At 74.3% G+C, this 26,925-nt stretch carries 25 protein-coding genes; 14 read left to right on the top strand and 11 right to left on the bottom strand.

Translation table 11 applies throughout. The features are described 5' to 3' along the window. Window positions 1–30: 30 nt before the first annotated feature. Both NUM_RS36695 and NUM_RS36690 read left to right on the top strand, forming a co-directional pair. Window positions 31–1,662, top strand: coding sequence for a sensor histidine kinase (locus NUM_RS36695; RefSeq protein ID WP_207129542.1), 1,632 nt, complete (start codon window positions 31–33; stop codon window positions 1,660–1,662). Window positions 1,663–1,830: 168 nt separating this feature from the next. Continuing rightward, entirely contained in the window at window positions 1,831–3,192 is a 1,362-nt protein-coding gene (locus tag NUM_RS36690) for a carotenoid oxygenase family protein (protein ID WP_207129541.1), read from the top strand. Window positions 3,193–3,505: 313 nt separating this feature from the next. On the opposite strand, the gene NUM_RS36685 is transcribed toward NUM_RS36690, so the two are convergent. Beyond that, on the bottom strand, window positions 3,506–4,741 hold the full coding sequence (locus NUM_RS36685; protein WP_225919082.1) for an arginine deiminase: 1,236 nt from the start codon (window positions 4,739–4,741) through the stop codon (window positions 3,506–3,508). 309 nt (window positions 4,742–5,050) lie between these two features. Between NUM_RS36685 and NUM_RS36680 the strand changes: the two genes are divergently transcribed. From NUM_RS36680 to NUM_RS36650, 7 genes are all read left to right on the top strand, one after another. Further along, on the top strand, window positions 5,051–5,656 hold the full coding sequence (locus NUM_RS36680) for a nitrogen regulation protein NR(II) (protein ID WP_207129540.1): 606 nt from the start codon (window positions 5,051–5,053) through the stop codon (window positions 5,654–5,656). A 163-nt stretch (window positions 5,657–5,819) separates the two neighbouring features. Beyond that, window positions 5,820–6,422 (top strand): DUF4178 domain-containing protein, encoded by a 603-nt coding sequence (locus NUM_RS36675; protein ID WP_207129539.1) that lies wholly within the window; start codon window positions 5,820–5,822, stop codon window positions 6,420–6,422. Next, a complete protein-coding gene (locus NUM_RS36670) occupies window positions 6,422–7,021 on the top strand; it encodes a DUF2617 family protein (protein WP_207129538.1) in 600 nt (199 codons plus the stop codon). The genes NUM_RS36675 and NUM_RS36670 overlap by 1 nt, the downstream gene beginning before the upstream one ends. Next, window positions 7,018–7,440, top strand: coding sequence for a DUF4247 domain-containing protein (locus tag NUM_RS36665; RefSeq protein ID WP_207129537.1), 423 nt, complete (start codon window positions 7,018–7,020; stop codon window positions 7,438–7,440). The genes NUM_RS36670 and NUM_RS36665 overlap by 4 nt, the downstream gene beginning before the upstream one ends. An 83-nt stretch (window positions 7,441–7,523) precedes the next feature. Further along, a complete protein-coding gene (locus NUM_RS36660) occupies window positions 7,524–8,663 on the top strand; it encodes a hypothetical protein (protein WP_207129536.1) in 1,140 nt (379 codons plus the stop codon). 21 nt (window positions 8,664–8,684) lie between these two features. Then, complete coding sequence (locus NUM_RS36655; protein ID WP_370467128.1) at window positions 8,685–9,098, top strand: DUF350 domain-containing protein; 414 nt, start codon at window positions 8,685–8,687, stop codon at window positions 9,096–9,098. 1 nt (window position 9,099) lies between these two features. After that, window positions 9,100–10,722 (top strand): polyamine aminopropyltransferase, encoded by a 1,623-nt coding sequence (locus NUM_RS36650; protein ID WP_207129534.1) that lies wholly within the window; start codon window positions 9,100–9,102, stop codon window positions 10,720–10,722. Here the strand turns inward: NUM_RS36650 and larC are convergent. The 3 genes from larC to NUM_RS36635 are packed head-to-tail and all read right to left on the bottom strand — an operon-like array spanning window position 10,716 to window position 14,256. Beyond that, the gene (gene larC, locus NUM_RS36645; RefSeq protein ID WP_207129533.1) at window positions 10,716–12,062 is read right to left on the bottom strand and encodes a nickel pincer cofactor biosynthesis protein LarC; all 1,347 of its coding nucleotides are present in this window, start codon (window positions 12,060–12,062) and stop codon (window positions 10,716–10,718) included. The two genes, NUM_RS36650 and larC, sit on opposite strands and share 7 nt — an antisense overlap. Further along, window positions 12,059–12,886, bottom strand: coding sequence for a nickel pincer cofactor biosynthesis protein LarB (larB, locus tag NUM_RS36640; RefSeq protein WP_225919081.1), 828 nt, complete (start codon window positions 12,884–12,886; stop codon window positions 12,059–12,061). Before larB ends, larC begins: the two co-directional genes overlap by 4 nt. 23 nt (window positions 12,887–12,909) lie before the next feature. Then, on the bottom strand, window positions 12,910–14,256 hold the full coding sequence (locus tag NUM_RS36635) for a DUF2326 domain-containing protein (RefSeq protein ID WP_207129532.1): 1,347 nt from the start codon (window positions 14,254–14,256) through the stop codon (window positions 12,910–12,912). Window positions 14,257–14,729: 473 nt separating this feature from the next. On the opposite strand from NUM_RS36635, the gene NUM_RS36630 reads away from it, so the two are divergent. Next, window positions 14,730–15,014, top strand: a complete 285-nt coding sequence (locus tag NUM_RS36630) for a hypothetical protein (RefSeq protein WP_207129531.1) — start codon at window positions 14,730–14,732, stop codon at window positions 15,012–15,014. Between the two features lie 41 nt (window positions 15,015–15,055). Here the strand turns inward: NUM_RS36630 and NUM_RS36625 are convergent, their stop codons facing one another. The 5 genes from NUM_RS36625 to NUM_RS36605 all read right to left on the bottom strand — a co-directional run bounded on the left by NUM_RS36625 (window position 15,056) and on the right by NUM_RS36605 (window position 20,309). After that, on the bottom strand, window positions 15,056–15,850 hold the full coding sequence (locus NUM_RS36625; RefSeq protein ID WP_207129530.1) for a methyltransferase domain-containing protein: 795 nt from the start codon (window positions 15,848–15,850) through the stop codon (window positions 15,056–15,058). A gap of 228 nt (window positions 15,851–16,078) precedes the next feature. Next, window positions 16,079–17,077: a LysR family transcriptional regulator gene (locus tag NUM_RS36620; RefSeq protein ID WP_207129529.1), complete on the bottom strand. Its 999-nt coding sequence runs from the start codon at window positions 17,075–17,077 to the stop codon at window positions 16,079–16,081. A gap of 131 nt (window positions 17,078–17,208) precedes the next feature. Then, window positions 17,209–18,387 carry a S53 family peptidase gene (locus tag NUM_RS36615; protein WP_207129528.1) on the bottom strand — a complete coding sequence of 393 codons (1,179 nt, stop codon included), beginning with the start codon at window positions 18,385–18,387 and terminating at the stop codon, window positions 17,209–17,211. 461 nt (window positions 18,388–18,848) lie between these two features. After that, window positions 18,849–19,217, bottom strand: coding sequence for a hypothetical protein (locus NUM_RS36610; RefSeq protein WP_207129527.1), 369 nt, complete (start codon window positions 19,215–19,217; stop codon window positions 18,849–18,851). Window positions 19,218–19,502: 285 nt separating this feature from the next. Then, on the bottom strand, window positions 19,503–20,309 hold the full coding sequence (locus NUM_RS36605; RefSeq protein WP_207129526.1) for an IclR family transcriptional regulator: 807 nt from the start codon (window positions 20,307–20,309) through the stop codon (window positions 19,503–19,505). 298 nt (window positions 20,310–20,607) lie between these two features. Between NUM_RS36605 and pheA the strand changes: the two genes are divergently transcribed. The 3 genes from pheA to NUM_RS36590 all read left to right on the top strand — a co-directional run bounded on the left by pheA (window position 20,608) and on the right by NUM_RS36590 (window position 23,118). Further along, a complete protein-coding gene (pheA, locus tag NUM_RS36600) occupies window positions 20,608–21,552 on the top strand; it encodes a prephenate dehydratase (RefSeq protein WP_207129525.1) in 945 nt (314 codons plus the stop codon). Window positions 21,553–21,619: 67 nt separating this feature from the next. Continuing rightward, window positions 21,620–22,366 (top strand): histidine phosphatase family protein, encoded by a 747-nt coding sequence (locus tag NUM_RS36595; protein WP_207129524.1) that lies wholly within the window; start codon window positions 21,620–21,622, stop codon window positions 22,364–22,366. After that, on the top strand, window positions 22,363–23,118 hold the full coding sequence (locus tag NUM_RS36590) for a class I SAM-dependent methyltransferase (RefSeq protein ID WP_207129523.1): 756 nt from the start codon (window positions 22,363–22,365) through the stop codon (window positions 23,116–23,118). The genes NUM_RS36595 and NUM_RS36590 overlap by 4 nt, the downstream gene beginning before the upstream one ends. Before the next feature lie 122 nt (window positions 23,119–23,240). Here NUM_RS36590 and NUM_RS36585 read toward each other — a convergent pair whose 3' ends face one another. Together NUM_RS36585 and NUM_RS36580 are read right to left on the bottom strand one after the other, a co-directional pair. Beyond that, the gene (locus NUM_RS36585; protein WP_207129522.1) at window positions 23,241–24,647 is read right to left on the bottom strand and encodes a sensor histidine kinase; all 1,407 of its coding nucleotides are present in this window, start codon (window positions 24,645–24,647) and stop codon (window positions 23,241–23,243) included. Between the two features lie 220 nt (window positions 24,648–24,867). Further along, a complete protein-coding gene (locus NUM_RS36580; RefSeq protein ID WP_207129521.1) occupies window positions 24,868–25,542 on the bottom strand; it encodes a response regulator transcription factor in 675 nt (224 codons plus the stop codon). Window positions 25,543–25,733: 191 nt separating this feature from the next. Between NUM_RS36580 and NUM_RS36575 the strand changes: the two genes are divergently transcribed. Continuing rightward, window positions 25,734–26,870 carry a LolA family protein gene (locus NUM_RS36575; protein WP_207129520.1) on the top strand — a complete coding sequence of 379 codons (1,137 nt, stop codon included), beginning with the start codon at window positions 25,734–25,736 and terminating at the stop codon, window positions 26,868–26,870. Window positions 26,871–26,925 lie beyond the last annotated feature (55 nt).

The raw sequence follows: 26,925 nt of genomic DNA, 5'->3' as shown, positions 1-26,925 counted from the left end.
GGCCGGGGTACGGCCGAAGTCGGGGTCCGGGTGAGTTTCCGGTTCCGGGTACTCGCGTTGACGCTGCTGATCGCCGTCACCGCGACGGTGGCGACCGCGTGGCTGACCCTGCACCAGGCGTCCGGTCAGCTCACCGACTCGGTCACCGCCGCCAACCGGGACGTGCTGCGCGTCACCGACGAGCTCGGCCGGTACGGCCGGGAGCACGCCGGCTGGTCCGGGGTGTCCGCCACGGTGACCGCCATCTCGCGGCGCACCGGCCTGCGGGTACGGGTGGAGACCGTGTCCGGTGACCTGGTCGCCGACTCCGACCTGCTGGCCGGCCGTCCCGCCCGGGCGGTGGTCGGGCCGGCCACGCTCGCCGACCCGCGGCCGACACTGCGGCTGGCCGACCGGGCCGGCCAGGGGCAGACCCTGACCACGGTCTGGTCCTCGTTCACCAGCTACGTGCGGGAGTCGGGGTACGCGCGGTGCGTGCAGGCGGCCGGCGGCGCCGTACTGGCCACGACGGGGCCGGCCGGGGTCCCGGAGTACCACCCGACCGGCGGTGGCTCGGCGGCCGAGCATCGCTGCCGGAGTTCCGCCGACCGGGCGGCACCGTCGACGGCCGAGGCCAAGGACTTCAAGCGCGCCTTGCGTGCCTGCCTGCGGGACGCGACGACCGCCTTCGGCTCGTGCCTGAACCGCTGGTTCGCCGCGCACGTCGGGAGGTACGCACCCGACTCGGTGCGGGTGTACGTCGGTGCCCGCGGGCAGACGGACCCGGCCATCGGTGCCGGCCCGACGGTGCTGGTCGCCGGCATCGTGGCGCTCGCGGCCGTGGCCGCCGCGGTGCTGCTCAGCCGGCGCGTGCTGCGGCCGGTACGGGCGTTGACGGCGGCCGCCCGGCAGCTCGGCGACGGCGCCGGCGCCGGCCCGGTGCCGGTGTCGGGGCGGGACGAGATCGCCCAGCTCGGCCGCGCCTTCAACCGGATGGCCGCATCGCTCGCGGCGAGCGAGGAGCGGCAGCGGCAGCAGATCGCGGACGTGGCGCACGAGCTGCGTACGCCGCTGGCCAACCTGCGCGGATACCTGGAGGCGCTGGCCGACGGGGTACTGCCGCCCAGCCCGGAGCTGTTCGCCTCGCTGCACGACGAGGCGCTGCTGCAACAGCGCATCGTCGACGACCTCCAGGTACTCGCGCTCGCCGAGTCGGGTGCGTTGAGCTACCACCGGGAGCCGGTCGATCTCGGCGAAGTCGCGGCGGCGTGCCGTACCGCGCATTCCGGGAACGCCGAGGCGGCCGGCGTGACGCTCGCCGTCGAGCGGCATGGGCCGGCCGGGGTGTCCGGCGACCCGGAGCGGCTGCGGCAGGCGGTCGGCAACCTGATCCGCAACGCGCTGGCCGCGACGCCGGCCGGTGGTCGCATCGTGCTGGCCGTCGCCGCCGGTGACGGCCGGGCCCGGCTCGACGTGACGGACACCGGCAGCGGCATCGATCCGGCCGACCTGCCGCACCTGTTCGACCGGTTCTGGCGGGCCGACCCGGCCCGCGGCGGTGGGCGCAGCGGCCTCGGGCTGACCATCGCGCGGCAGCTGGTGACCGACCACGGAGGCAGCCTGACCGCGGTGAGCACGCCGGGGTCGGGCAGCACCTTCACCGTCGCCCTGCCGCTGATCTAGCGGTCCTCGCACGCCCTGCCGCGAGGACGGCATCTGGGCGGACTCGCGGCAGGGCGTTTGCCGATCGACCACGCTGGGGTCAGGGGAAGGATCATCATTCCAGTATTGACATGTCAGCACCAGAGGTTCTAGTTTTGACATGTCGATGGTGAATCATTGGAGGCGGCCATGACCGACACCGCATACCTGGAGGGCCTGCTCGCCCCCGTCCCGGACGAGATCGACGCGGTCGACCTGCCGATCCGCGGCGCGCTGCCGCCCGAGCTGACCGGCCGGTACTTCCGGAACGGGCCGAACCCGCTGCCCGGCCAGGACCCCGGCCACTGGTTCGCCGGCCCCGGCATGGTGCACGGTGTGCGGCTGCGCGACGGCCGTGCCGAGTGGTACCGCAACCGCTGGGTGCGCACGGCGAGCCTGGCCGGCAAGCCGTTCGTCTCCGAGCGCGGCGTCGACCGCACCGCGGTGCCGGCCAACACCAGCGTGGTCCGGCACGACGACAAGATCCTCGCCCTGGTCGAGTCCGGCTTCCCGTACGAGCTGACCCCGGAGCTGGGCACGGTCGGCCCGGTGGACTTCGGCGGACGGCTGACCACCGCGTTCACCGCCCACCCCAAGCTCGATCCGGCCACCGGCGACCTGCACGTCTTCGGCTACGGCGCGCTCCCGCCGTACCTGACCTACCACCGGCTCACCGCCGCCGGGGAGCTGCTCGACACCCGCGTGATCGACGTGCCCGGGCCGACGATGATGCACGACTTCGCGATCACCGAGCACCACGCGATCTGGCTCGACCTGCCGGTCGTGTTCGACGCCCACCTGCTCGGCCGCGGCATGCCGTACCAGTGGAACGACGGGTACGGGGCGCGGCTCGGCGTGATGCCGCTCGGCGGCGGGCCGGTGCGCTGGATCGACATCGACCCGTGCTACGTCTTCCACGTCGGCAACGCGTACGAGGACAGCGCCGGCAACGTGGTCCTCGACGCGGTGCGGTACACGCCGGGCTCGTTCCTGGCCGAGTGGTCCGGGATCGGCGGCGCCACCGCCGGCAGCGAGGCCGCGCACGCCGGCGGCGGGCGTACCGGTGGGGCCAGCCGGGCGGCGGGCGGGGTGGTCGCGAGCGACGCGGCGACCGGCGCCAGCCTGTACCGGTGGACGATCGACCCGGTCGCCGGCACGGCGGCGGAGCAGCAGCTGGACGACCGTTCGGTCGAGTTCCCGACGATCAACGACGCGCTGGTCGGCCGGCCCAGCCGCTACCGGTACACGGTCGGCGACACCGAGATCGTCAAGTACGACACCGGGTCCGGTGCGGTCACCGCGGTCGACGTGGCCGGCAGGCCCGGTGAGGCGGAGTTCGTCGCCGCCCGGGACGGCGCCGCCGAGGACGAGGGCTGGCTGCTGTCGATCGTGTCCACCCCGGGCGGCTCGGAGCTGCGCTGCCTGGACGCCCGTGACCTCACCGAGGTCGGCGCGGTGCTGCTGCCCCGCCGGGTACCGGCCGGCTTCCACGGCTGCTGGCTTCCGGACTGACCTGTGGACAACCCGGCCGCGGCTGTCCACAGGCACCGCCGGCCGGGTCCGACAGGGCAGACGGAAAGCGCTCTCCGGCGCGGTACCCACGGGGGTGGTACCGCGCCGGTCCCGTCCCGGGTGCGCTGCCGGCGCGCGCCGCCGGCGGTGCGCTGCGGGTGCGCCGCGCCGGTGCCCGCCACGGCGCGTTGCGGGTGCGCGCGGAGCCCGAAACCGGTTCGGCGCAGCCCACCGGGGCGCCGTTCCGCACCGGGTTGTCCACAGCTATCCACCGGACGGCGCGGCTGTCCACCGGGTTGTCCACAGGGGCTGGTCAGTTATCCACAGGGTCGCGGTGGATAGGGCACGACATGCACCGCGGGCCGCCCCGACCGGATCCCAGCTCCGAACCGGCGATCCGGATGACCTCGACCCCCGCGTCCTCGAGCCGGGCGTTCGTCTCGGTGTTCCGCTCGTACGCCACGCACAGCCGCGGCGCGATCGCCAGCGTGTTGTTCCCGTCGTCCCACTGCTCGCGCTCGGCGGTCACCGGATCCAGCCCGGTGTCGATCAGCCGCAGCGTGTCGATGCCCATCGCCTTCGCCGCCGCCGGCAGGAACGGCTCCGGCCCGGCCACCGCCACCTCGTCCGACCCGCACGCGGTCACCGTGTACGCGGCCAGCCGGTCGGCGACGTTCGGGTACATCACCACCGCGTCGACGTCGACCATCGTGCAGACCGTGTCCAGGTGCATCGTGGCCCGGTCCTGCGCGATCGGTACCGCCAGCACGGTGTGCGCGAGGCCCCGGTCGAAGCAGCGCCGGGCCAGCCGTTCGGCCCCCGCCGGCGTGGTCCGCTCACCGACCCCGACCGCGATCACGCCCGGCGCGAGCAGCAGCACGTCACCGCCCTCGACGTGCTCCAGGCTCGGCTCGTACAGCAGCGGGGTGCCGGCGAAGCGCGGGTGATGCCGGTAGATGGCCCGGGTGATCGTGGTCTCCCGGGACCGCGCCGGCATGGTCAGGCTGGTGACCGCGACGTGGTCGCCGACCCAGGCGCTGGAGTCGCGGGTGAACAGCAGGTTCGGCAGCGGGTCGATGACGAACTCGTGCCGGTCCATCAGCGCGTAGACCAACCCCCCGCCGGTACGCAGCTCCTCGTGCGCCAGGCCCGCGGTCAGCACCGTGGCCAGCGCCTCCGGCGTCTGTCCGGCCAGGTAGTCGGCCACCCGGCGGCGCAGCGTGTCGCCGAGCCGGTGATCGGCCAGTACCGCCTCGGTCAGCTCGGCCCGCGCATCCGGCACCGTGAGCGTCTCCGCGAGCAGCTTCGCCAAGTAGAGCACCTCGACACCGCGCCCGGTCAGCGCCGCGGCGAACGCGTCGTGCTCGTCCCGGGCCCGCTCCACCCACGGGATCCCGTCGAACAGCAGCGAGTCGTTGTTGCGCGGGGTCAACCGAGCGAGCTCCGGGCCGGGCCGGTGCAGCAGCACCGTGCGCAGCCGCCCCACCTCGGTGTCCACTCGATGCGTGCGGTCGGGCACCGCGCTGTGCCCGGTCGTTGAGGTCGTCACGCCCCCGAGCCTAGAGGTCGGTCCAGGGTGGCGTCGGATGGCTGGCGAGGTCCCGGCAGGGCCGGCCCGGCGGAGCGCGTTCGGGTGGCGGAGCCACTCGGACGTGCCGACCAGGCGGCCAGCATTGCCCTGGATCCGGCAGGTTCCGACAGACCGCCCCGAACCGACCTCGTCAGGGTACGAGGAGAGCGGCGGGGCGCTGGCCGCCGCGCGGGGACGGACCTGCGCACTCGACGTCGATCCGACGGTCTGTCCGGTAACGGACGGCTCATACCGTCCTGTCGCACCTCTCGCTTACTGTTAGCCGCGATGAGCACACGGTCAGCTCGGCGCTGGGGAGGAACCGTGCACGTCGATCTGTCGCTCAGCGAGGAGCAGCCTCGCTCCTCGCCAGCCGTCCCCACCCCCACCTCGCCGCTGGTCCCCGCTCAGTTCCCGGCGTCGACGCCGGCCGCGGCGACCCCGGCCACCGCCCGCGCCGTGGTCGACGCCGGGCTGGCGGTGCCCGGTACGCCGGAGCGGCCCGACACGGCCGAGGCGGTGCTGCGCGGCTGGATCACCGTCGTCGCCGGCGCCACCGACCCGTGCCTGCTGCTGAACGCGACCGGGCTGGTCACCGCCTGCGCGCCGGCCACGCTCGACCTGCTCGGCCTGCCCGAGCCGGCCGCCATGGTCGGCCGCGGGCTGCTCGACGGGCTGCTGCACCCGGTCGACTTCACCGCCGCGGGCGACCGGCTCGCCGAGTGGGAGCTGACGAAGCTGCCGCCGCTCGCCGCCCTCGCCACCGGCGCGCTGTCCCGCGGCCTGCTGCGGCTGCGGCACGGCTCCCACGTCCGTACCGTCGACGCGATCGCCACGCCGCTGCACCACGACGCGACCCTGATCGGTTCGCTCACCTTCTTCCACCCGGTCTGACCGGCCCGGCAGCTGGTTCTTCCCGCCGGTCCGGCGTGGTGTCTCCGGCCGCGCTGACCTGCCGGAAGCTGGCGGCGGGTTGCTACCGTCTGCGAAGTCGCCTCGACGGCCACGCGCCCGTGTCGTCGAGCATCCCCTGCGACACCGCACGGAGGTCCGGACGATGACGACGGTGATCGTCGCGTTGCTGTCGGCGATCGTGGCGCTGCTCGTCGTCGTGATCCTGCTGCTCTGGCTGCGCTCCCGGCGGCGCGTCCCGACACCTCCGGTCGTCACCGACCCGTTCGCCGACACCGAGACCGACGTGCTCACCGGCGATCCACGCCGGTTGGCGGCCGGCGACACGGTGGAGGTCCGCGGTGCCACCTGGTCGGTGCGCGGCACGCTGCGGTTCACCGAGGGCGATTCGCGCTGGTCGGAGCACCTGCTCGACGACGCGCACGGCGCGAAGGTGTGGCTGTCGGTCGAGGAGGACCCCGACCTGCTGCTCGCGCTGTGGACGGAGGTGCGCGGCAGCGAGCTGACCCCGGGGCCGCGGGTGGTGCACCAGGACGGCGCCCGGTTCGTCTCGGACGAGTCCGGTACCGCCGACTACCGGTCCGAGGGCAGCACCGGGCTGGCCGCCGCCGGCACCATGAGCTACCACGACTACGCCGGCGACGGCGACGCGCTGCTCGGCTTCGAGAAGTACGGCAGCGGCGGCTGGGAACTCGCCCGCGGGCAGCGACTGGCCCGGCGGGACGTGCGCGTGTTCACCGCTCGCTGATGCACGCCACCATCGCGACACCGTTCGTCGACACCCGCGCCGCCGACCTGAGCTACGCGGTCGACCGGCCCCGGCTCGACGCGCTCCGGATGCTCACCGTCGGCCCGCTCGAACTGCGCCTGCTCGGCGCCTCGCACCAGGCCGTACTGCGCCTCGACGGCCGGGAACACTCCGAGGTGGTGGCCTGCCTGGCCGGCGCGGCCGACCCGCTGCCGGCCCGCCACGACCGGTCCTGGGGCACCGCCGGGTACGAGTTCCGCAGTGTCGTCGAGACGCTCGGGCCGGCGCGGTTCGCCCACCGCGCGGCGCGGCTGCGCGACCGGTACCGGTGCGTGGAGCACGCGCTGGTCTGCGAGTTCGGCGGCCTCGACGACGCGATGACCATCCTCCTCGCCGAGCCGACCGGGCTCGGCTGGCAGACCTGGCACACCTACCCGCAGACCGGCGAACTGGTCTGCACCCGTTCGGTCGTGCTGGTGGGTGTGACAGCGCCGCCGGCCAGGCCGGGTCGCGGGCTGCCCCGCCACGCCGTACCCGCCGGCGGATCGTCCGGTCCGTCGGCGGCGATCCCCGCCCCGGAAGGAGCACGGACCCGGTGAAACCCTGGCACCTGTTCACCGCCGCCGGCGTGACCGGCGCCCTCGGACTCGCGGTCGGCGGCTGGTTCCTCGTCGGTGGCTCGCCCCGCGGTTACGTCTCGGACCACTACACCCGGGCCGTCCGGTACGACTCGGGTACCGCCCGGGCGTTCACCGCCGCCGGCACGCCGACCGCGGTCGCCCACACGATCGCGGACCACTGGCGCCCGGCCGGCCGCGTGGTGGACGGCTCCGGCGTCTACCTGCGGTACAGCGACACGATGATCGCGGTGACGCCGCGCGGACGCGGCTCGGTGATCCGGGTGGACGGCTTCCGGTCCGGCTACCGGCACTACTACCACCACGTCGGCGGCTACTGGACCATCCCCGGCGGCAGCGGCGAGAAGTTCCGCGGCGGCGGGCCGGGGAGCGGGAAGTGACCCGGCCAGGCCCCGCTCGTCCGCGGCCCGCCCAGCCGGGTGCCCGTGGCACGACCAACCCCCGCGTCGGCATCGTCGTCGGCGTGGTGGTCGTGCTGGGCCTGATCGGCCTCTGCTCGGCCGGGATCGTGTCGTCGGTCTCGTCCGACGACGGCGGTACCGACAACGGGCTGCTGCTCGCCTCGGACGCCGACGCGCTGGCCACCGACCTGGCGAAGGCGACCGCGGCGCAGGGCATCTGCTACGGCTGGGACCTGTCCGTCGACAACGCCGGAACACCCAACCACGGCGTCGGTTCCAACGAGGGCGCCGGCAAGGCGGTCGACGAGTCGGGCTGCCAGCGCTGGGTGGTCTTCGACGTGGACGTGACCTGGACGCCCGAGTCGAGCGAGGCGGCGGACAGCGAGACTGCCGTCCTGCGCAGCTCCGGCGACCTGGGCGAGCTGCCGAGCATCGACGAACTGACCGACGTCGGCGTCACCGACAAGACGCTCACCGACGACCCGGCCGGCTCGACCATCGCGGTACTGGAGGCGCTGCCGCTGATGCTGTCCGAGCGCGGCGCGGCCGACCCGCTGCCGGCGGCGACCGACGAACCGACGTCGACCGTCCGCGTGCCGCCCGAGGCCGGGTCCGACCGGTGGCGGGCGAACAAGGCGTTCGCGATCGCCGCGATCGTGCTGCTGCTGGCCGCCGGCGGCCTGGTGGTGTGGGGAGTCCGGCGCCGCCGAGACGCCGGCCGCACCCCACCACCGCCGTCGGGGCCACGCGCCGCCTACGGCGGCGGGGCGCGCCCGCCGTACCGCCCGGCCGGCGCCCCACCGTCGCGCCCGTCCGGCCCCCGCCCCGTACCACCGCGGTCCGGCCCGCCCAGCGGTCCACCACCGCGGCCCGGCCCACCCGGCGCTCCGCCACCGCGGCGACCAGCGGGACCGCCACCGGCCGGACGGCCACCACAGACACCGCCACCGGCCGGACGGCCACCACAGGCACCGCCACCGGCCGGATGGCCACCACTGGCACCGCCTCCGGCCGGGCCCCCGCCGGCCCCGCCGCTGCCGGACGGCCCGCCGTCGGTACCGCCGGCACCGGACGGTCCTCCCCCGGTGCCGCCGCGGGCCGGGCCGCCCGGACCCGGCTCGGTGCCGGCGGACCCGTGGTCGGGCGTCCAGCCGGCCGGGCCGCAGCCGCCCCGTCCGCTACCACCGCAGCCGCCGCAGTAGGAAGGATCCGCAGTGAGAGAGATGCTCAGCGGCCTGTTGTCGGCCCTCGCCTACGGCGGTGTCGGCATCGCGCTGCTCGCCCTCGGGTACCTGCTCGTCGATCTGGTCACGCCCGGCAACCTGCGCCGGCAGATCTGGGAGCAGCGCAACCGCAACGCCGCCCTGGTGCTCGTCTCCGGCCTCGCCGCCGTCGCGATCATCGTCACCACGGCGATCCTGACCAGCGAGGACGGCCTGCTGCTCGGACTGCTGTCCACCGCGCTGTACGGGGTGCTCGGCATCCTGGTGATGGCGGTGGCGTTCGTCCTGCTCGACCTGGCGACGCCGGGGCGGCTCGGCGCGCTGCTGGTCGACGAGGCACCGCACCCGGCGGTCTGGGTCACCGCCGCGGTCAACCTGGCGGTCGGCGCGATCACCGCCGCGGCGATCTCCTGACATGGCGGTACCCGACGAGCTCACCACCGCCCGGCCCGACCCGGCCTCCGAGGACGCCGGGGACGGCGAGAGCGCCGGGACGGGTTGGCCGCGGCACCGGCGGCTGGCCCGGTTCGCGGTGCTGCTCGCGGTGTTCCTGTGCGCGGCCTGCGGCCTGGTGTACGAGCTGGCGCTGGTCGCGCTCGGCAGCTACCTGATCGGGGACGCGGTCGGCCAGGCGTCGATCGTGCTCGCGGTGATGGTGTTCGCGATGGGGGTCGGCGCGTTCGCGGCGAAGCCGCTGCAGCGCCGGGCCGCGGCCGCGTTCGCCGGCGTCGAGGTGGCGTTGGCGCTGCTCGGCGGGCTGTCGGTGCTCGGGCTGTACGCCGCGTACGCCTGGCTCGACCTGTACGTGCCGGCGATGGTGGCGATCGCGTTCGCCGTCGGTTGCCTGATCGGCGCGGAGATCCCGCTGCTGATGGTGCTGCTGCAGCGGATCCGCCGGCAGGAGGTCGGCTCGGCGGTCTCCGACCTGTTCGCCGTCGACTACGTGGGCGGGCTGCTCGGCGGGTTGGCCTTCCCGTTCCTGCTGCTGCCGGTGTTCGGGCTGGTCCAGGGCGCGTTGCTGGTCGGCGCGGTGAACGCGGTGGCCGGCCTGGGGCTGGTCCTCGGGGTGTTCCGGCGCAGCCTGCCGCGCCGCTCCCGGGCCGTACTGGCGGTGCTCGCCGCGCTCGTCGCGGTGCTGCTCGCCACCACGTACGGGCTGGCCGGGCGGTTCGAGGTGAGCGCCCGGCAGGCGCTGTACGACGACCCGATCGTGGTCGCCGAGCGCTCCCACTACCAGGAGATCGTGCTCACCCAGTCGTTGTCGGTGTCGCAGCCGGACGTCCGCCTCTACCTGGACGGCGACCTGCAGTTCAGCTCGGTCGACGAGTACCGCTACCACGAGGCGCTGGTGCATCCGGCGCTGTCCGGGCGGCACGACCGGGTGCTCGTCCTCGGCGGCGGGGACGGGCTGGCGCTGCGCGAGGTGCTGCGCTACCCCGACGTGCGGCAGGCGACGCTGGTGGAGCTGGATCCGGACATGATCCGGCTGGCCCGGCACGATCCGCGGCTGAGCCGGCTGAACCGGCACTCGTTCGACGATCCGCGGGTCCGGGTCGTCAACCAGGACGCGATGACCTGGCTGAAGTCGCAGCGCGACCGGTACGACGCGGTCGTCGTGGACATGCCCGACCCGGACTCGACCGCCACCGCCAAGCTCTACTCGACCGAGTTCTACACGCTGCTGCACCGGGTGCTGGGGCCAGGCGGGCGGCTGGTCGTGCAGGCCGGCTCACCGTACTTCGCACCCCGGTCGTACTGGTGCATCGAGGCCGGGGTGCGCGCGGCGGGCTGGCACCCCACGCCGTACCACGTGGACGTGCCGTCGTTCGGCGACTGGGGGTTCGTGCTCGCCGGCGCGCGCACGGCGCCGACCCCGACGCTCGCGCCGGACGCCCCGAAGACCAGGTTCCTCACCCCGGGGGTGCTGCGCGCGTCCACCGTGTTCCCGGCCGACCGGGCCCGCCGGCGCGAGGAGCCGTCCACGCTGACCCACCCGCGGATCATCGACCTCGAACGCGAGGAGTGGAAGAACTACTGAGCCGCACCGGCCGGGTACAGCTCGGCCGCGGCGGCGGTGGCCCGGGCGAGGACCTGCTTGGCCGGCAGCGACAGGGCGGCTGCCGCGGCGGCGACGTCGGCGTACTCGACCGAGACGTTGACGACGCTGCCGTCGTCGCTGGCCACCTTGACCCGGATCGACCGGCCGCCCACGGTCACCGCGCGCTCGGCCCGGTCCAGCGGGAACTTCCGTACCGGGTGCGCGCGCAGCCCGATCGAACTGGTCTCGGCGAACACGATGCCGCGCACCGCGGCGGCGTGCTCGGCGCGGCACAGCACCGACAGGGTGTGCGCCGGACGGCCCTTCTTCATCAGGATCGGGGTCAGCCAGGCGTCCGCGGCGCCGGCCGCGAGCAGCCTCGCCAGTACCGCCGGCCACAGCCGCGGATCCAGGTCGTCGACGTTGCACTCCAGTACCAGCGCCTCCGCCTCGTCGGGCGCGGCGGCGCGCGGCTGGTCCGCGGCGGCCAGCCCCTCGGCGGCGGCGGCGTGCGGCCGGTCGGCGGCGTCGGGCCCGGCTGCCCCGGCGGCCGTGCCGGCACGGTCCGTCCCGGGGCCGGCCTCGGGGCGGCCGGCCGGGCGCAGGTCGGCCGGCTCGCCGAGAACCAGGCGCAGCACGTTCGCGGTCTCGGCCGGGTCCCGGCCGCCGGCACCGACGCCGGTACCGGTGACCCGCAGCGGCGGCATCGACCGCCACCGTGCGACGTGCGTGGCGAGCAGCGCGGCCCCGGTCGGGGTGCACGCCTCGTACGGCAGGTCGCCGCCGGTGACCGGGATCGACGCGGCGGCCACGATGCCGAGTACCGCCGGGCCGGGGATCGGGATCGCGCCGTGCGCGCCGCGGGCCCGACCGGAGCCGAGCGCGAGCGGCCCGGCGGACAGGTCGGTCAGGCCGCGATGCTCGCGCAGCCAGGCGATGCCGGCGCAGGTACCGACGATGTCGGCGATCGCGTCCAGCGCGCCGACCTCGTGGAAGTGCACCTCCTCGGGCGAGGTGCCGTGCACCTCGGCCTCGGCGGCGGCGAGCCGGCCGAACGCGTCCAGCGCGGTGTCGCGGACCGCCGCCGGCAGCGCCGCGCCGGTGACGATCTCCCGGACGTCCGACCAGTGCCGGTGGTGATGGCTCTCCGGCGCCTCGACGTGCACCTTCGTCGCGGCGATCGCGTGCCGGCTGGTCGACTCGGCGGTCAGCCGGATCGGCTCGACCGGCAGCGCGGACACCATCGCCTGCAGGTGCTCCAGCGGCACGCCGGCGTCGACGAGGGTACCGAGGAACATGTCGCCGCTGGCGCCGTTGGCGCAGTCCAGCCAGCCGATCATCGGGGCAGTTCCGTGACCGTACCGAGGGTGTCGCGGTCGGTGCCGGAGTCGGTCTGCCGGGCGATGCGCGCGCCGTACAGTCCGGCGCCGAAACCGTTGTCGATGTTGACCACGGCGACGCCGGGGGCGCACGAGTTGAGCATGGTGAGCAGCGCGGCGAGGCCGCCGAACGCGGCGCCGTAGCCGACCGAGGTCGGCACCGCGACGATCGGCCGGCCGGTCAGGCCGCCGACCACGGACGGCAGGGCGCCGTCCATGCCGGCCACCACGACGACCGCGTCGGCCCGGTCCAGCGCCGGCCGGGCGGCCAGGATGCGGTGGATGCCGGCGACGCCGACGTCGGTGATCTGCTCGACCGCGGCGCCGAACACCCGCGCGGTGAACGTGGCCTCCGCGGCGACCGGCAGGTCGGAGGTACCGGCGCAGACCACGGCGACGCGGCCGCGCGGGATCTCGGGCAGCGGACCGAGCGCGACGCACCGACCGGTGGCGTCCTCGAGCAGGTGCCCGTCGGGGCAGGCCGCCCGTACCGCGGCGCGGGCCGCGTCGTCGGCCCGGGTGACCAGGATCGGGCGGTTCGGGTTGGCCGAGGTGAGGTGCTTGACGATCGCGGCGACCTGCTCGGTCGTCTTGCCCGCCGCGTACACCACCTCGGGGTCACCGGTGCGCAGCGCGCGATGCGTGTCGATCCGGGCGAATCCCAGATCGGCGTAGCCGCCGCCGTCGCCCAACACGCCGCTCTCCAGGCGCCGCATCGCCTCGTCCACTCCGGTGGCCCCGTTCGCCACCGCGGCGAGCAGGCGCCGTGCCTCGTCCCGATCCACGTCGCCCACCCTACGGCGGTGCGTCAGATGGCGGTCAGCACGGTGCACTCGTGGTACGACAGGGCCGGGTCGTAGCGGCCGACTTCGGCCAGTTTCGGCTGGTCCAGCACCACCAGATACTGCATGTCCTCGACCGCGCAGACCCGGGCGGCGAGGTCCAGCGCCGCGGCCGCATCGGCGACCGGCAGGTCCGCGTACAGCGCGCGGTCGTGCAGCAGGAAGTCGGGGCCGGTGCCGGCCCGGTGCGCGGTGACGGCCATCGCCAGGTCGAAGCAGAACAGCGTCATCGCGCCGACCCCGGCACCGGGCTCGCCGCCGAGCACCGGATAGAACGCGTACCCGTGGTCGCGGGCCGCGACGGTCAGCGCGGCCGGCCTCGACGGCCCGAACATCTCGTACGCGTACCGGGTGAACAGGTTGCTGGCCGCGGTCAGCCGGTCGTGCCGGCCGCGCAGGTCGGACCGGACGCTCTCGCGCAGTTCCAGCGCCTGCCGCTGCAGCTCGGCGTGCGCGTCCGCGTACCGGGCGACCGCGGCGCGGCGGGCCCGCAGCGCGGCGAGCTTCGCGTCCAGCGCGGCGGTGGCCGCGACCGGGTCGGTGGCCAGCCCGCCGGCGACCGCGCGGGTGGACCGCCAGCTGGCGTCGGCGGCGGCCTCGGCGCGTTCCAGTTCCAGGGTGGCGAGCTCGGCGGTCAGGTTGGCGAGGTCACGGCTCGCGGTCGCGTCGGACAGCCGCTGCCCGTTCGGCAGGTCGGTGTCGCCGCGCTGGCTGGAACGCAGGTGCCGGCGCGAGGCCTGCAGCGTCTTCGCCGCCTCGACCAGCGCTGGGTCCAGCCCGAACAGGTGCGCCAGCGGCGGCAGCGACTCGACCGCCGGCTGCTTCGCGTGGTGCCGGATCGGGTCGTTGAGCCCGCCGTGGTCGGCGTCGCGCAGGTAGTACGCCATCAGCGACCGGTACGACGGTTCGTCGTCGGCGCCGGTCAGCCCGAACAGCGTCTGGCCGAGCCACTGCTGCCAATCGGCGAGCGGCAGCGTCCACGGCTGGGCGTCGGTACCGCTGGAGTGCACCGACAGCTCGCCCGGGTTGGCGCCGGAGCGGGTCGCGGTGACCGTCTCGCCGGCGCCGGTGAACCGCACCGTGCTGGACGACTCGGCGAGTTCCTGCCGGGCCGCGGTGGCGCGCACGGTGCCGCTGCCGCCGAGGGAGAAGTCGAGCGCGGCGGCGAACCGGCTGCGGCCGATGCCGCGCCGGCCGGTGTCCGCCTCGGTCGAGGCGGCGGCCGCGGCTCGGTCGCGGGCCCACTGCTCGCCGAGCGGGGTGTACCCGACGACACTGGCCCGGCCGCGTCGAGCCGGGATGATGTCCTGCACGGTTTCCGGCGCGACGTGCCGGGGTCCCGGTTCGGTGGGCTCGGCGGTGGTGGTCGAGTCGAGTACCGCAACGTTGAGACCTGGGGCAAATCGGGCAGCTCGGAATCCGGGGAGATCGCTTGCGAGTTCGCGTAACACGGTCCCTACTCCGTAGCCCGGGAGATCAAGAGCGCTGCACCCGATTCTGCCAGCGCACCATCCGGACCCGTGCCGACGGGGTGCGTCGAGGCGGGTACCGACGTTCCGGTGCGGATGCGGCAAACGAGCGCAACTACGCTTAGTATTGCAGCATTCACGATCAGACCATCCGCCCGCCCCGCCCCGTCCGACCGGAAGTCGTGACGTATCCGCTGGTACCCGATGATGTTCATCGATCTTGCCAGTGTCCGGCCGGTCTCGCCAGTACCGTTTGCAGCAGACGACAGAGAGGCGACAGGCCGACAGTGGGTGACGAACGGGTACGGGGGTCCTTCGTGGACCGCGCGATCGACGCGCTGCACGCGGCAGCGACGCCGCTGACCACCGGCGAGCTGCTCGCCGCCGCCGGATCGGCCGGCAGCGTGCGCACCGCCGTACAGAAGCTGTCCGCCGACGAGCGGCTGGTCCGCACCGGGCGCAACCGGTGGGCGCTCGCCGGCACCGGCGCGACGCCGTACAGCCCGCTCGCGGCGAAGTCGACCGCCGCTCCCCGGCACCGCCGCCAGCCGCCGACGCTGCCGCCGGCCACCGAGCTGCTCCGCCCGCCACACTCCACCTGAACCGCTCGCCGCGCGGCCAGGTCGACGCCGCGCCGGACGGGTCAGGGCTGGCGCTGGGCGACGACGAAGATGCGCGGGAACGGCAGCACGGTGCCGTAGTCCTGCGGCGGGAACGCGTCCCGCAGCGCCACCGCGACCTCGTGCTCGAACGCCGACCGGGCCGCCGGATCGTCGGCCAGCGCGTCGAGGTACGGCCGCAGCCCGGTGCCGCGGAACCACTCCAGCACCGGATCCTCGCCGTGCAGCACGTGGTAGTACGTGGTCTCCCAGGCGTCCACGGTGCAGCCCATCCGGGCCAGCTCGTCCAGGTACGACTCGGGGTGCCGCACCGGGCTCGCGGTGCGCGGCCCGGGTCGCTCGGCCACCGCCGCGAGCCGGTCCCGCCACATCGGCCGCTCGACCACGGTACGGATCGTCTGCCGCACCGCGCCGCCGCCACCGGCGGGTACCTGGAACGCCAGCGCACCGCCCGGCCGCACCGCGGCGAGCCAGCGGCCGAACAGTTCGGTGTGCCGCGGCACCCACTGCAGCGCCGCGTTGCTGACGATCAGGTCGACCGGCTCCGGCTGCCACTGCGCGATGTCCTCGCGCCGGAACCGGAGCCGCTCGGTACCGAGCGGGTGGGCCGCGGCGATCATCTCCGCGGACGAGTCGATGCCGAGCACCCGCGCCGCCGGGTACCGCCGGGTCAGCGTCGCGGTCATGGTGCCGGGGCCGCAGCCGAGGTCGACCACGTCGGCCGGTTCGCGCACCGGCACCCGGTCGAGCAGGTCGCCGAACGGGCGGGCACGCTCGTCGGCGAACCGCAGGTACTGGTCCGGATTCCAGCTCGTCATCCGCCCACCGTACGACCCGGGCCCGGTGCGGATCGGCCGCGCCGCGCGGATCCGGTCCGGCGTCGACCCGGCCAGGACGCCCGGACCGGTCGGGCGCCGACCCGCCCGCGCCACCCGGACCCGGTCGGGCGCCGATCCCCCGGATCCGGTCCGGCGTCGACCCGCCCGGCGCCGGACCGGTCCCGCGCCGACCGCACCGGGTTCGGGCAGGCGACCGGCCCGGGTCGGTCAGGCGCCGACCTGGACGGCGGGTTCGCCGATCGCGGCGGACAGCTGGCGGTGTGCCTCCGGATGCCGGTCCCACCAGCGCCGGTAGTCGGGGTTGCGGTCCAGCTGGGACAGGTACGCCCGGGCGGCGCACCGGTACACGTCGGCGGCGTGCCGGGCGTGCGGGCCGGCCGGATGCCAGACCAGCCAGCGTTCCAGGATGATCGGGTCGCCGGCGAGCGGCCGGACGGCGATGCCAGAACCGTCCCGCGAGGTCGGCTGGGCCAGCGCGACCGCGCCGCCGGCGGCGACCAGTTCCCGGCAGGTGGCGGGCTCGTTCACCTCGTGCCGGATCCGCGGGCTGAACCCGGCGACCGCGCACGCGCGGGACAGTACGACCTGGTCGTTGCCGTCGCGCATCGGGGCGATCGCCCAGTCCTCCGGCGCCAGGTCGGCGAGTTCGACGGTCGACCGCTCGGCCAGCGGGTGCCCCTCGGAGAGGGCGACGAAGACCGGCTCGGCGACGAGCAGCCGGGTGTCCAGCCGGTCGCTGGTGGGCAGCGGCACGCCGGCGCACTCGTCCAGTACGGCGAAGTCGAGCCGGCGTGACTCCAGATCCTGCGCCAGCTGGCCGATCCCGGCGACCTCCAGCGTCACGTCGTCGGTCGGCAGGATCTCGGTGATGCCGCGGGCCAGGTTGGGGCCGATCGCGCCGGGGCAGGCGCCGATGCGCAGCGCGCCGGCCGGCGCCCGGGTACGCGCGTCGGCGCCGGCGAGCAGGCTCTCCATGTCGGCGAGCACCACCCGGGCCGAGGAGACCAGGTACGCGCCGAGTTCGGTGACGCGCATCCCGGTGCGCTCGCGCTCGAACAGCCGGCCGCCGAGCCGGCGCTCGATGCGCTGCAGGGTGGCAGACAGGGACGGTTGCGAGACACCGAGCCGGGCGGCCGCCCGGGTCAGGCTGGGCTCCTCCGCGATGGCGCAGACCAGACGCAGGTGCCGTAATTCCAGCTCAGCCATGCACCACATGTTATGACCTGATTTGCACCCCGTACCACTCGGTAACCCGGCCGGGTGGTTCGGGCGAAGGAGGCATGGCCACCAGCTGATGCTGATGGCCATGCCTCGATGGGGGGTAGAGCCCGGTCGGATCAGCCCTTGAACGCGTCGGTGCCGTTCGGGGTGCCCAGGCCGGTCGGGCCGTCCCAGCCGTCACCGGCGTTGCACAGCTGCTGCACGTCGCAGCTGCCGTTGCTCCCGGTGGTGACGTCGTTCAGGCTGTCGCTGTTCGACCACGGGTCGCTCGCCGGGTTGTCCCCGGGCGAACCGGCGTCGGCGTACACGCCGGCGATGATCGGCGACGAGGCGCTGGTGCCGCCGACGACCATCCAGCCGCTCTGCTGGTACGTGTCGTACACGGCGAGACCGGTGTTCGGGTCGGCGACCGCGGACACGTCCGCGACCGCGCGCTTGCTGGTACCGGTCGCGTCGGTCTCCCAGGACGGCTTGCTGACGTACTGCGACTCACCGGAGCCGGCACCGTCCCAGGCGCTCTCCGACCAGCCGCGGGACGAGGAGTCCTTGGTCAGCGAGGTACCGCCGACCGCGGTGACGTACTGCGACGCCGCCGGGTACTCGGTGCCGTAGCCCGAGTCGCCGGAGGACACCGTGATCGCCACGCCCGGGTGGTTGAAGTACTGGTCGTCGGCCTGCTGCTCGGTCGAGTCCTCGCCGCCGCCGTAGCTGTTGGACACCGCGTTGGCGCCCAGCTTCACGGCGGTGTTCACCGAGGCACCGAGGTCGTCCATGCTCGCGCTGTTCGCCTCGACCAGCAGGATCTTGGCCTTCGGCGCGACCGCGGACACCATGTCCAGGTCGAGCGAGATCTCGGTGGCCCAGCCGGAGTCCGCGGTCGGCAGCGGGCTGGCCTGACCGTCCTGGTTGACCTTCTGGAAGTCGGCGTCACCCAGGCCGTACTGCGCCCGGTACGCGTTCAGGTCGGCCTCGGCGTTCGGGTCGTCGTACGCGTCGACGATGGCCACGGTCTGACCCGCGCCGCCGTCGGCGGCCAGGTTGTAGGCCGACTGCAGGTCGGCCGGGCCGAGTCCGGACGGGTCGGCGTGCCGGCCGATCGACCGGGGCTGCTTGACGTCGGTACGCACCAGCGCCAGGCAGGCCATCTCACCCGCCTTCGTGGGTCGGGCACAGCTGTGCGTGACGTTCGAGCCGTCGGTCGTCGCGGTCTGCGCGTTGGCCGGTGCGGCAGTGAACGCCAGGGCCAGTGCGCCGCCAACAGCGACAGCGGCACCGGCGAGGGGCTTGGTTCGCATTCCTGTCCTCCTTGCGGTAGGGGTCGTGCGGAGGAATGCGAACAGTATTCAGCGCGAAGGGTGCATATATCTCATCCCGAAAGCTAATAACTCCGACATTATGGGAACCTTAAGGAGCAAGGCGGTCACAGCGGGTTCATCGCCGAAGCCCATCCAGCAGCGCGCCAGCGCCGCCAGTACCGGCAGCACGGCGGTTATCGATGGGCGGGTCGCACCCGGATCGCGGGGGAACGTCGAGCGCGCCCCGCCCATCGTCGGGGACCACCGCCTCGCGCACCGCCGGGCCGTGCGGTGCATCGCGGTGCGTCCCGTCCCGCGGTACGGCCAGGGAACGACGTCCCCGGTGGTCCGCCGATCCGCGGGGGGCGGAAGCCGGACGGCTTCCTGGTCGGACGCTCGGCGCGGAACCGAGCGGAGCCGCCTGCCCGGCGCCAACCTCAGGCGCCGAGCCGGATACGAGATCAGTGCCCGTTCGGCGGGGTGATCGTGACGCCGGCGACGACCCGCCACTGCGCGCCGTGCCCCGCCGGCCGGGCCGGGGTACGCGCCGCGCTGGCCGCCCTGGTGGCCAGCCGGGTCGCGGTGCACGGGCTCGGCTCGCCGCAGTAGCCGCAGCACGATCCGTCCGGCCGGTGCCGGTTCAGCACGTACTGCGCGTCTCGCCAGAGCAGCGCGTCGACCACGCCGTCGGGTACCGCCGGGTCGGTGGGCGCGTCCGCCACCGCCTCGGTACCGCCTGGTGGCGCCTCACCCTCGACCGTCGCCGTGGCGCTGTGCCTGCCGCGCTCGGCCACTCCCACACCGGCCGGTGCCGTGTTGGTCGCGTTCACCGGTCCACCTCCCCGTGACGTCGGTGTCCTGCGGAGCCGATGAACCGAAAGTTACGGCGGCGTCACCGCGTGGCGACGGACCGGGAGTGCGACGGTGCAGATCGCGATTCCCAGACAGCCCGGATCCCGACACGCTCCAGACCGGCCCGGATCCCGACACGATCCAGACCGGCCCGGATCCCGACACGATCCAGACCAGCCCGGATCCGGACACGATCCGGGCTGGATCCGGACACGACGAGGGCCGGCCTGCCGCAGTGGCGAGCCGGCGACGGAGGCGTTGGGTCAGAGCGGCAGCGGCGGCGGGCTCGGGTTGTTGGCCACGGCGGCGGCGATGCTGCGCGACACGGTGGCGAGCTGGTTCAACACCGTCGGCTCGTTGCGCTGGAACTCCTCCAGCGACATCGTGCAACCGAGCACCATGTGCGGCGACTCGGGCGACCCGGTGCTGATCACGGTGGCCGCGCAGGCCACGTTGTCGCGGTACTGACCGCGCTCGACGAACGTGCCGCGGCGCCGCAGCCCGGCGAGGTCGTGCTCCAGCTGCTGCCGGTCCACCACCGTGGACCTGGTGTACGGCCGCATGCCGACCACCGACAGGTAGCGCCGCCGATGCGTCACGTCCAGAGTCGCGAGCAGCGCCTTGCCGATCGCGGTCGCGTGCGCCGCGTCGTCGAACCCGACGATCAGGTCCTCCAGGTGCGGCGAGCGCGGCCCCTCGGCGACGCCGGTGATGGCCACCTTGCCGTCGACGAACCGGGCCAGGTAGTGACTGAACCCGGTGGCCCCGGCGGCCCGGCGCAGCCCGACGGCGGTGTCGGTCGGCGGCCGGACGGCCGCGCTCAGCTCCCGAAACCTGTCCGCCACTTCCAGGCCGGGCAGGTAGGTGCCGTCGTTGCACCGGATCAGATAACCCTCGTACGTCAGGGTGCGCACGAGGTGGTAGGTGGTGGACAGGCCGAGTTCGCACCGCCGCGCGATCTGCTTGACCGTCAGTCCACGCTGGGAACGCCCCACGGTCTCCAGAATCCGCAGTGCACGAGACACACTTTGGATCAGGTCCGAGGGTGCCTGTGAGCCGTCAGTGCGCACAACAAACCTCCGCAATTGATCCGCTCCGTACCTGAGCGGATCTGTCCACGATAGGTATTGCCGCACTTACTGAGAAGACCCGGTTACGCGAGGTGACTCAGCGTGGCGGGATTTGTGGTCGTAGTCACGCCTTTATGGCGAATTCTATCACGAACTGTAGTCGACAAACTGGCCATGCGGTGGTGGCCTGGTTTGCCGCGCTGGCGGCCTTCGTCACCTCTCGGCCCGCGCGCCGGCCACGATCATCCCGCCCCGGACCGCGCGCGGGCGGCCACCCGCAGCGACATAGGCTCGCCGCATGTCGACCGCGCGGTACAGCTATCTCGGGCCGGAGGGGACCTTCAGCGAGGAGGCGCTGCGGACCCTACCGGAGGCCGCGGACGCCGCCCTGCTGCCGGCCCGGACCGTGCCCGAGGCGCTCGACGCGGTGCGCACCGGCGACGCCGACGCGGCCCTGGTACCGCTGGAGAACTCGGTCGGCGGATCGGTGCCGGTGACCGTCGACGACCTGGTCGCCGGTGGCCCGCTGCAGATCCGGCGCGAGGTGGTCCTGCCGATCCGGTTCGTGTTCGCCACCCGGGACGGCCGCGGGACGGACGCCGTGCGTACCGTCGCGGCGCACCCGCAGGCCTCGGCGCAGTGCCGGCACTGGCTGCGCGACACGGTACCGGCCGCGACCGTCACCGACGTGCTGTCCAACGCCACCGCGGCGATCCGGTGCGCCGAGGGCGAGTACGACGGGGCGCTGTCCACGCCGCTCGCCGCGCGCCGGCACGGGCTCACCGTGCTCGCCGAGGGCGTCGCCGACCACGCCGACGCGATGACCCGGTTCGTACTGCTCTCCCGGCCCGCGCCGGCACCCCCGCCGACCGGCAACGACGTCACCACGATCGCGGTGTTCATCGCGCACGACCGAGTCGGCGCGCTGCTCGCGGTGCTGACCGAGCTGGCGGTGCGCGGGGTGAACCTGAGCCGGATCGAGTCCCGGCCGACCGGTGAGGCGCTCGGCCGGTACTGCTTCCTGCTCGACTGCACCGGGCACGTCGCCGACGCGCGGATGGGCGAGGCGCTGGCCGGGCTGCGCCGGATCTGCCGCGACGTGCGGTACTTCGGCTCCTACCCGCGGGCCGGCGCCGAGCCGCCGGTACCCCCGCCTGCCGGTATGTCCGACGCCGACTTCACCGAGGCGCAGTCCTGGCTGGCCCGGGTCCGCGCCGGCGACGCCGACCCGCCCACGGGTTGATCGTGGCGCGGTCCGGGCGGGAAGCGTCTTCGGGGCGAGCCGACGCCGTGCGACGAGGCGGGGTGCGGTGACGCGGCGGGTCGTGCTGGTGCGGCACGGGCAGAGCACGGCGAACGTGGACCACTCGCTGACCTGCGCGATCCCCGGCGTACCGCTGTCGCCGCTGGGCGAGCGGCAGGTGGCGCGGCTGGCCGCGGACTGGCCGGCGGAGTACCCGCCGGACGTGGTGTGGTCGTCGCCGATGGCCCGGGCGGTGCAGACCGCCGAGCCGCTCGCCGCCCGGTACGGGACGCCGGTACGGGTGCATCCGGCCGGGCACGAGGCGCTGATCGGGACGTTGCACGGCAGTACCGATCCGGCGGACGCGGCGCTGGTGGCGACGACGTTCGCGCGCTGGCGGGACGACCTGACGCCGCGGCTGCCCGGTGGCGAGGACGGCACCGACCTGGTTCGCCGGCTGCGTACGGTGCTGTCCGACGTGCTCGCCGAGCTGCCCGCCGGCGGCACCGCGGTACTGGTCGGGCACGGCACGCTGTTCGTGGTCGGCGTGCCGCGGCTCGCCACCGGGCTGTCCCGGCACGTACCGGAGCTGCCGAACGCCGGCCGCGCGGTCCTGCTCGCCCCGGACACCGGCACCGCCGGCCTCACGCCCGCGACACCGGGCGGCGTCGTGGCGCCGACCGCGGAAGGCGCCGGCCACGGTACGGAAACGATCCACCGAGCGACCGACGACAGGACAGTGGCGGACGCCGGCCGACTGCGGGTGGTGTCCTGGGCAGGCGACGGCCGGGACCAACGAGAGGGACGCCCATGACCGACGACACGCGCGGGTACACGCCCCCGACGAACGACACGCAGCCCGGGCACGCGCCGGCGACGAACGACGGCCAGCACGCGCCGGTGGCGGACGACGGGCAGCGCGGGTACGCGCGGAAGCTGGCGGCCGAGGCGGTCGCGGTCGGCGACGACACCGGCTGGTTCGAGCGGCTGTACGCGGCGGCCGAGTCCGGCACCGCGGTCGTGCCGTGGGCCGACCGGGAACCCAACCCGCTGCTGGTCGACTGGTCCAGGACGCGCACCGGACACCAGGGCCGGGCGCTGGTGGTCGGCTGCGGGCTCGGCGACGACGCGGAACACCTCGCCGCCCTCGGGTACGACACGGTCGCGTTCGACGTGGCACCGAGCGCCGTGCGGGCGGCCCGGGAGCGGTTCGCGGGCTCGCCGGTCGACTACCGGGTGGCGGACCTGCTCGACCCACCGGCCGACCTGCTCGGCACGTTCGACCTGGTCTTCGAGGCGTACACGGTGCAGACACTGCAGGGTGCGGCCCGCCGGCGGGCGATCGCCCGGTTCGCCGAGCTGCTGCGGCCGGGCGGCCGGCTGCTGGTGATCGCGCGGGCCCGGGACGACGACGATCCGGCCGGCCGGATGCCGTGGCCGCTGACGCGTACCGAGATCGACGCCTTCGCGGTCGACGGCCTGCGGCCGGTGCTGGTCGAGGACCTCGCGGACACCAGCGAGGACCCGCCGGTCCGCCGCTGGCGCGCCGAGTTCGTCCGGCGCTGAACCCGCCGGGCCGAGCAGCGTCCGGGGATCGGTCCGGTCCGTCGGTGTCGGCGGGCGCGGGCGCCGTCAGGCGGTCTCGGGGCCGTTAGGCGGTCTCGGGGCAGTCAGGCGGTGTCGGGCCGTCAGGCGGTGTCGGGGAGGAGCGGGAGGCGGACCTCGGCGCGGACGCCCGGACCGCCGGGCCCGCCGACGTTGCGGTCCCGGTGGTGCGCGGCGGTCAGCGCCACGACACCGTGGTGCGCGGCGACCAGCTCGGCGACGATGGCCAGGCCGAGACCGGAACCGCCCTCGTCCCGGGCCCGCCCGTCGTCGAGCCGGGTGAACCGGTCGAACACCCGGTCCCGGTCGGCCGGCGGGATGCCGGGGCCGTCGTCGGTGACCACCACCACCGCCTCGTCGCGCACCACCGACACCGAGGCGACCACCTCGGTCTCGGCGTGTCGTACCGCGTTGTCGAGCAGGTTGCCGACCACCCGGGCCAGCGCGGCCGGATCACCGTGCACCTCCGCGGGCACGTCGATCCGGGCGGTGACCGGGACGCGGGCCGCCTCGTACCGGTCGACGACGTCGGTGACCAGCTCGGCGAGGTCGACCCGTTCGGCCCGCCGGGCCATCCGGGCGGCCGCCTCGTCCGAGTCCGCGGACCGGGCCAGCAGCAGCAGATCCTCGGTCAACCGGGACAGCCGTTCGGTGTCGACCAGCAGGTCGCCGGCCACGTCCGGCCAGTCGGCGCGGTCGCCGAGCCGCTGCGCCACCTCCAGCTGGGTACGGATGCTCGCGACCGGACTGCGCAGCTCGTGCGCGGCGTCCGCGACGAACGCGCGCTGCCGCTGCTGGCTCGCGGCCAGCCGGGACAGCATCCCGTTCAGGGTGGTGGCGAGGCGGGCCACCTCGTCACCGGTGGCCGGCGCCGGCAGCCGGCTCGCCGGCGAACCCGCGTTGGCGATCTCCTCGGCGCCGCGACGCAGCGCCTCCACCGGGCGCAGCGTCCAGCCGACGGCCCGCCACGCCACCAGCCCCAGCACCGCCACCAGCGCCGGGAACGCCACCAGCAGCACGTTGCGGACCAGCCCGACGCTCTGCGTCAGCTCGCTGCGCGACACCGCGACCAGCACGGTGTCGTTGCCCGCCGGTACCGCCACCACCCGCAGCGGGGTGGCCAGGCCGGCCCGGTCCCCCGGTACGTCGAACCGCTCGCCGCCGCGCGCGGCCCGCACCTCGTCCGCGTGCAGCACCGGTACCAGCCGGTCGGCGCCGGCGGAGGTGGCGACGATGCGGTCGGCCCGGTCGACCACCTGGATGGTGGCGACCCGCTCGCCGGCCGGGATCGGGTCCGGCAGCTTGCCCGCCCGGACCAGCGCGGCGACCTCGCGGCCGCTGTCGAGCGCGCTGTTGTCCAGCGCCCGGGACAGCGTCGCCTGCAGCGCGAAGACCAGCAGCGCACCACCCAGGGTGAGCCCGATCGCGAGGCCCGCGACCGCGATCAGGGTCAGCCGGCCACGCAGGCCGAGCCGGGACCACCAGCGCATCGCTCGCCTCCGCCGTTCATCGTCCGCCCGTGCCACGCCGGCCGGCCCGTCCCGCCCCGGCGACCCGACCGGCTCCGCACGCCGAGCCCGCTCGGCCCGCACGGTCCAGCCGGTACGCGCGCTCGGGCCGGCACACCCGGCACGCGCGCTCGGGCCGGTACGCCCGGCACGCGCGGTCGGGTCGGCAGACCCGGCACGGGCGCTCCGGTCGGCCCACCGGTCACTGGTCGGCCACCAGACGGTAGCCGGCGCCCCGGACGGTGCGCAGCGACGACCGGTCGAACGGGGTGTCGATCTTGCGGCGCAGGTAGCCGACGTACACCTCGACGACGTTCGGGTCGGTGTCCTCCGGCGCGTCCCAGACGTGGTCCAGCAGCTCGATCTTGGACACCACCGCCTCGCCGCGCCGGAGCAGGTACTCCAGCAGCGCGAACTCGCGCGGGGTCAGCTCGATCGACCGGCCGCCACGGGAAACCTCCTTCGTCGCCGGGTCCAGCGTCAGGTCGCCGGCGGACAGCACCGCCGGCCGTGCCCGTACCCCCCGGCGCAGCAGCGCGCGGATCCGGGCCAGCAGCACCACGTACGAGAAGGGCTTGGTGAGGTAGTCGTCGGCGCCGGCGTCCAGGCCGTCGGACTGGTCGTACTCCCCGTCCTTGGCCGACAGCATCAGCACCGGCACCCAGTTCTGCTCGGCCCGCAGGGTCTGAATGATCTTGTACCCGTTGAGGCCGGGCAGCATGATGTCCAGGATCACCGCGTCGTAGTCGCCGTGCCGGGCGGCGTCGAGCCCGCCGGGGCCGTCGTGCTGCACGTCGACGGTGAACCCCTCCGCGGACAGCCCGCGCGCGAGTGCGGCGGCGAGCCGTACCTCGTCCTCGACCACCAGCAGCCGCATCGTGCCTCCCGGAGTACCTGTGGGACACCCATGGTTGCGCATGGTGGCTGAGAGCTGCTCAGCTCCGCTCAGGTTGCTCACAGCGCCTCCGGGGCATTCTGGGAACCGGTCGACATGGGGACGGTCGACCAGACGGTTGCGAAGGGTCGGGGCGGAAGGCGTTTCCGTCCGGGCCGCTGAAGGGGGTAGGCATGTCGGTGTTTGCACGACCGGCGGTGCGCTGGGCGATTCCGGCGGTCGCGCTGGTCGCCGTGATCGGCGCCGCGGGCGCTGGCAAGATGCTGGTCGCCAACGCGTCGTCCGGGCTGCCCGAGCGCAGCCCGCAGCAACTGTTGATGGACGTGGCACAGGCCAAGGTGAACAGCCTGTCCGGCACGATCGTGCAGAAGTCGGACCTGGGCCTGCCGAAGCTGCCCGAGCTGAACGGCACCGACCTGAACTCAATGGTCACCGGCAGCCACACCGCGAAGGTCTGGTACGACGGTCCGCAGCACGTGCGGCTCTCGGTGCAGGGCACCGGAGCGGACGAGAGCGACGCCATCCGCAACGGCAAGGACGTCTGGCTCTACGACAGCGCGAAGAAGTCGGCGACGCACCGCACGCTGTCCGCCGACTCGGCGAAGCGGCCGTCCGCGGCCCCGTCGGTGCTGCCGTCGACCGGCCCGAGCTCGCTGTCCGGTGGCGTGACGCGGATGCTCACCCAGCTGGCGCCGAGCACCAACATCGGCACCGACGGCACCGCCAAGGTGGCCGGCCGCAAGGCGTACGAGCTGGTCATCACGCCGAAGCAGCACGACTCGCGGGTGGAGCAGATCCGGATCGCGATCGACGGTGACAAGCACATCCCGCTGCGGGTGCAGATCTTCGCCCGCGGCTCGGCCAATCCGGCGTTCGAGGCCGGGTTCACCTCGGTGTCGTTCGCGAAGCCGGACGCGTCGGAGTTCCGGTTCAACCCGCCGGCGGGTACGAAGGTGACCGAGGCGAAGCCGGGCAGCTCCGACCACAGCAAGGTGGCGCCGAAGGACCGCGACCACCAGCAGGGCAAGAAGGGCGACGAGCCGCAGGTCGTCGGTACCGGCTGGACCTCGGTGATGGTCGCCAAGGGCGTCGACACGACGGTGCCCGCCGGCAAGACCGCCGAGCAGAAGAAGGCGTCCGCCGCGGCGACGAAGTTCCTCGACTCGCTGCCGAAGGTGCACGGTTCCTGGGGTTCGGGCCGGTTGGTCGAGACCAAGCTGTTCTCGGTGCTGATCACCGACGACGGCCGGGTGCTGGCCGGTGCGGTGGCCCCGTCGCAGCTCTACCAGGCGGCCGCGCAGACGAAGTAGCGACCGCCCGGCCGGTGGGAGATCGTTCCCACCGGCCGGCAGGCGTCACCACACG

The organism is Actinocatenispora comari, assembly GCF_017312725.1.
GTDB classification, from domain to species: domain Bacteria; phylum Actinomycetota; class Actinomycetes; order Mycobacteriales; family Micromonosporaceae; genus Actinocatenispora; species Actinocatenispora comari.
The sequence above is the reverse complement of the archived record's forward strand: the minus strand, read 5'-3'. Positions and strand labels throughout refer to the sequence as shown.

Bases quoted from the DNA above. Each gene is read 5' to 3' on its own strand.
- NUM_RS36655 (WP_370467128.1), top strand. From the start codon at position 8,685: ATGCTCAGCGGCCTGTTGTCGGCCCTCGCCTACGGCGGTGTCGGCATC.
- NUM_RS36625 (WP_207129530.1), bottom strand. From the start codon at position 15,850: ATGACGAGCTGGAATCCGGACCAGTACCTGCGGTTCGCCGACGAGCGT.
- NUM_RS36620 (WP_207129529.1), bottom strand. From the start codon at position 17,077: ATGGCTGAGCTGGAATTACGGCACCTGCGTCTGGTCTGCGCCATCGCG.
- NUM_RS36690 (WP_207129541.1), top strand. From the start codon at position 1,831: ATGACCGACACCGCATACCTGGAGGGCCTGCTCGCCCCCGTCCCGGAC.
- NUM_RS36585 (WP_207129522.1), bottom strand. From the start codon at position 24,647: ATGCGCTGGTGGTCCCGGCTCGGCCTGCGTGGCCGGCTGACCCTGATC.
- NUM_RS36675 (WP_207129539.1), top strand. From the start codon at position 5,820: ATGACGACGGTGATCGTCGCGTTGCTGTCGGCGATCGTGGCGCTGCTC.
- NUM_RS36615 (WP_207129528.1), bottom strand. From the start codon at position 18,387: ATGCGAACCAAGCCCCTCGCCGGTGCCGCTGTCGCTGTTGGCGGCGCA.
- NUM_RS36590 (WP_207129523.1), top strand. From the start codon at position 22,363: ATGACCGACGACACGCGCGGGTACACGCCCCCGACGAACGACACGCAG.
- NUM_RS36580 (WP_207129521.1), bottom strand. From the start codon at position 25,542: ATGCGGCTGCTGGTGGTCGAGGACGAGGTACGGCTCGCCGCCGCACTC.
- NUM_RS36650 (WP_207129534.1), top strand. From the start codon at position 9,100: ATGGCGGTACCCGACGAGCTCACCACCGCCCGGCCCGACCCGGCCTCC.
- pheA (WP_207129525.1), top strand. From the start codon at position 20,608: ATGTCGACCGCGCGGTACAGCTATCTCGGGCCGGAGGGGACCTTCAGC.
- NUM_RS36680 (WP_207129540.1), top strand. From the start codon at position 5,051: ATGAGCACACGGTCAGCTCGGCGCTGGGGAGGAACCGTGCACGTCGAT.
- larC (WP_207129533.1), bottom strand. From the start codon at position 12,062: ATGATCGGCTGGCTGGACTGCGCCAACGGCGCCAGCGGCGACATGTTC.
- NUM_RS36575 (WP_207129520.1), top strand. From the start codon at position 25,734: ATGTCGGTGTTTGCACGACCGGCGGTGCGCTGGGCGATTCCGGCGGTC.
- NUM_RS36670 (WP_207129538.1), top strand. From the start codon at position 6,422: ATGCACGCCACCATCGCGACACCGTTCGTCGACACCCGCGCCGCCGAC.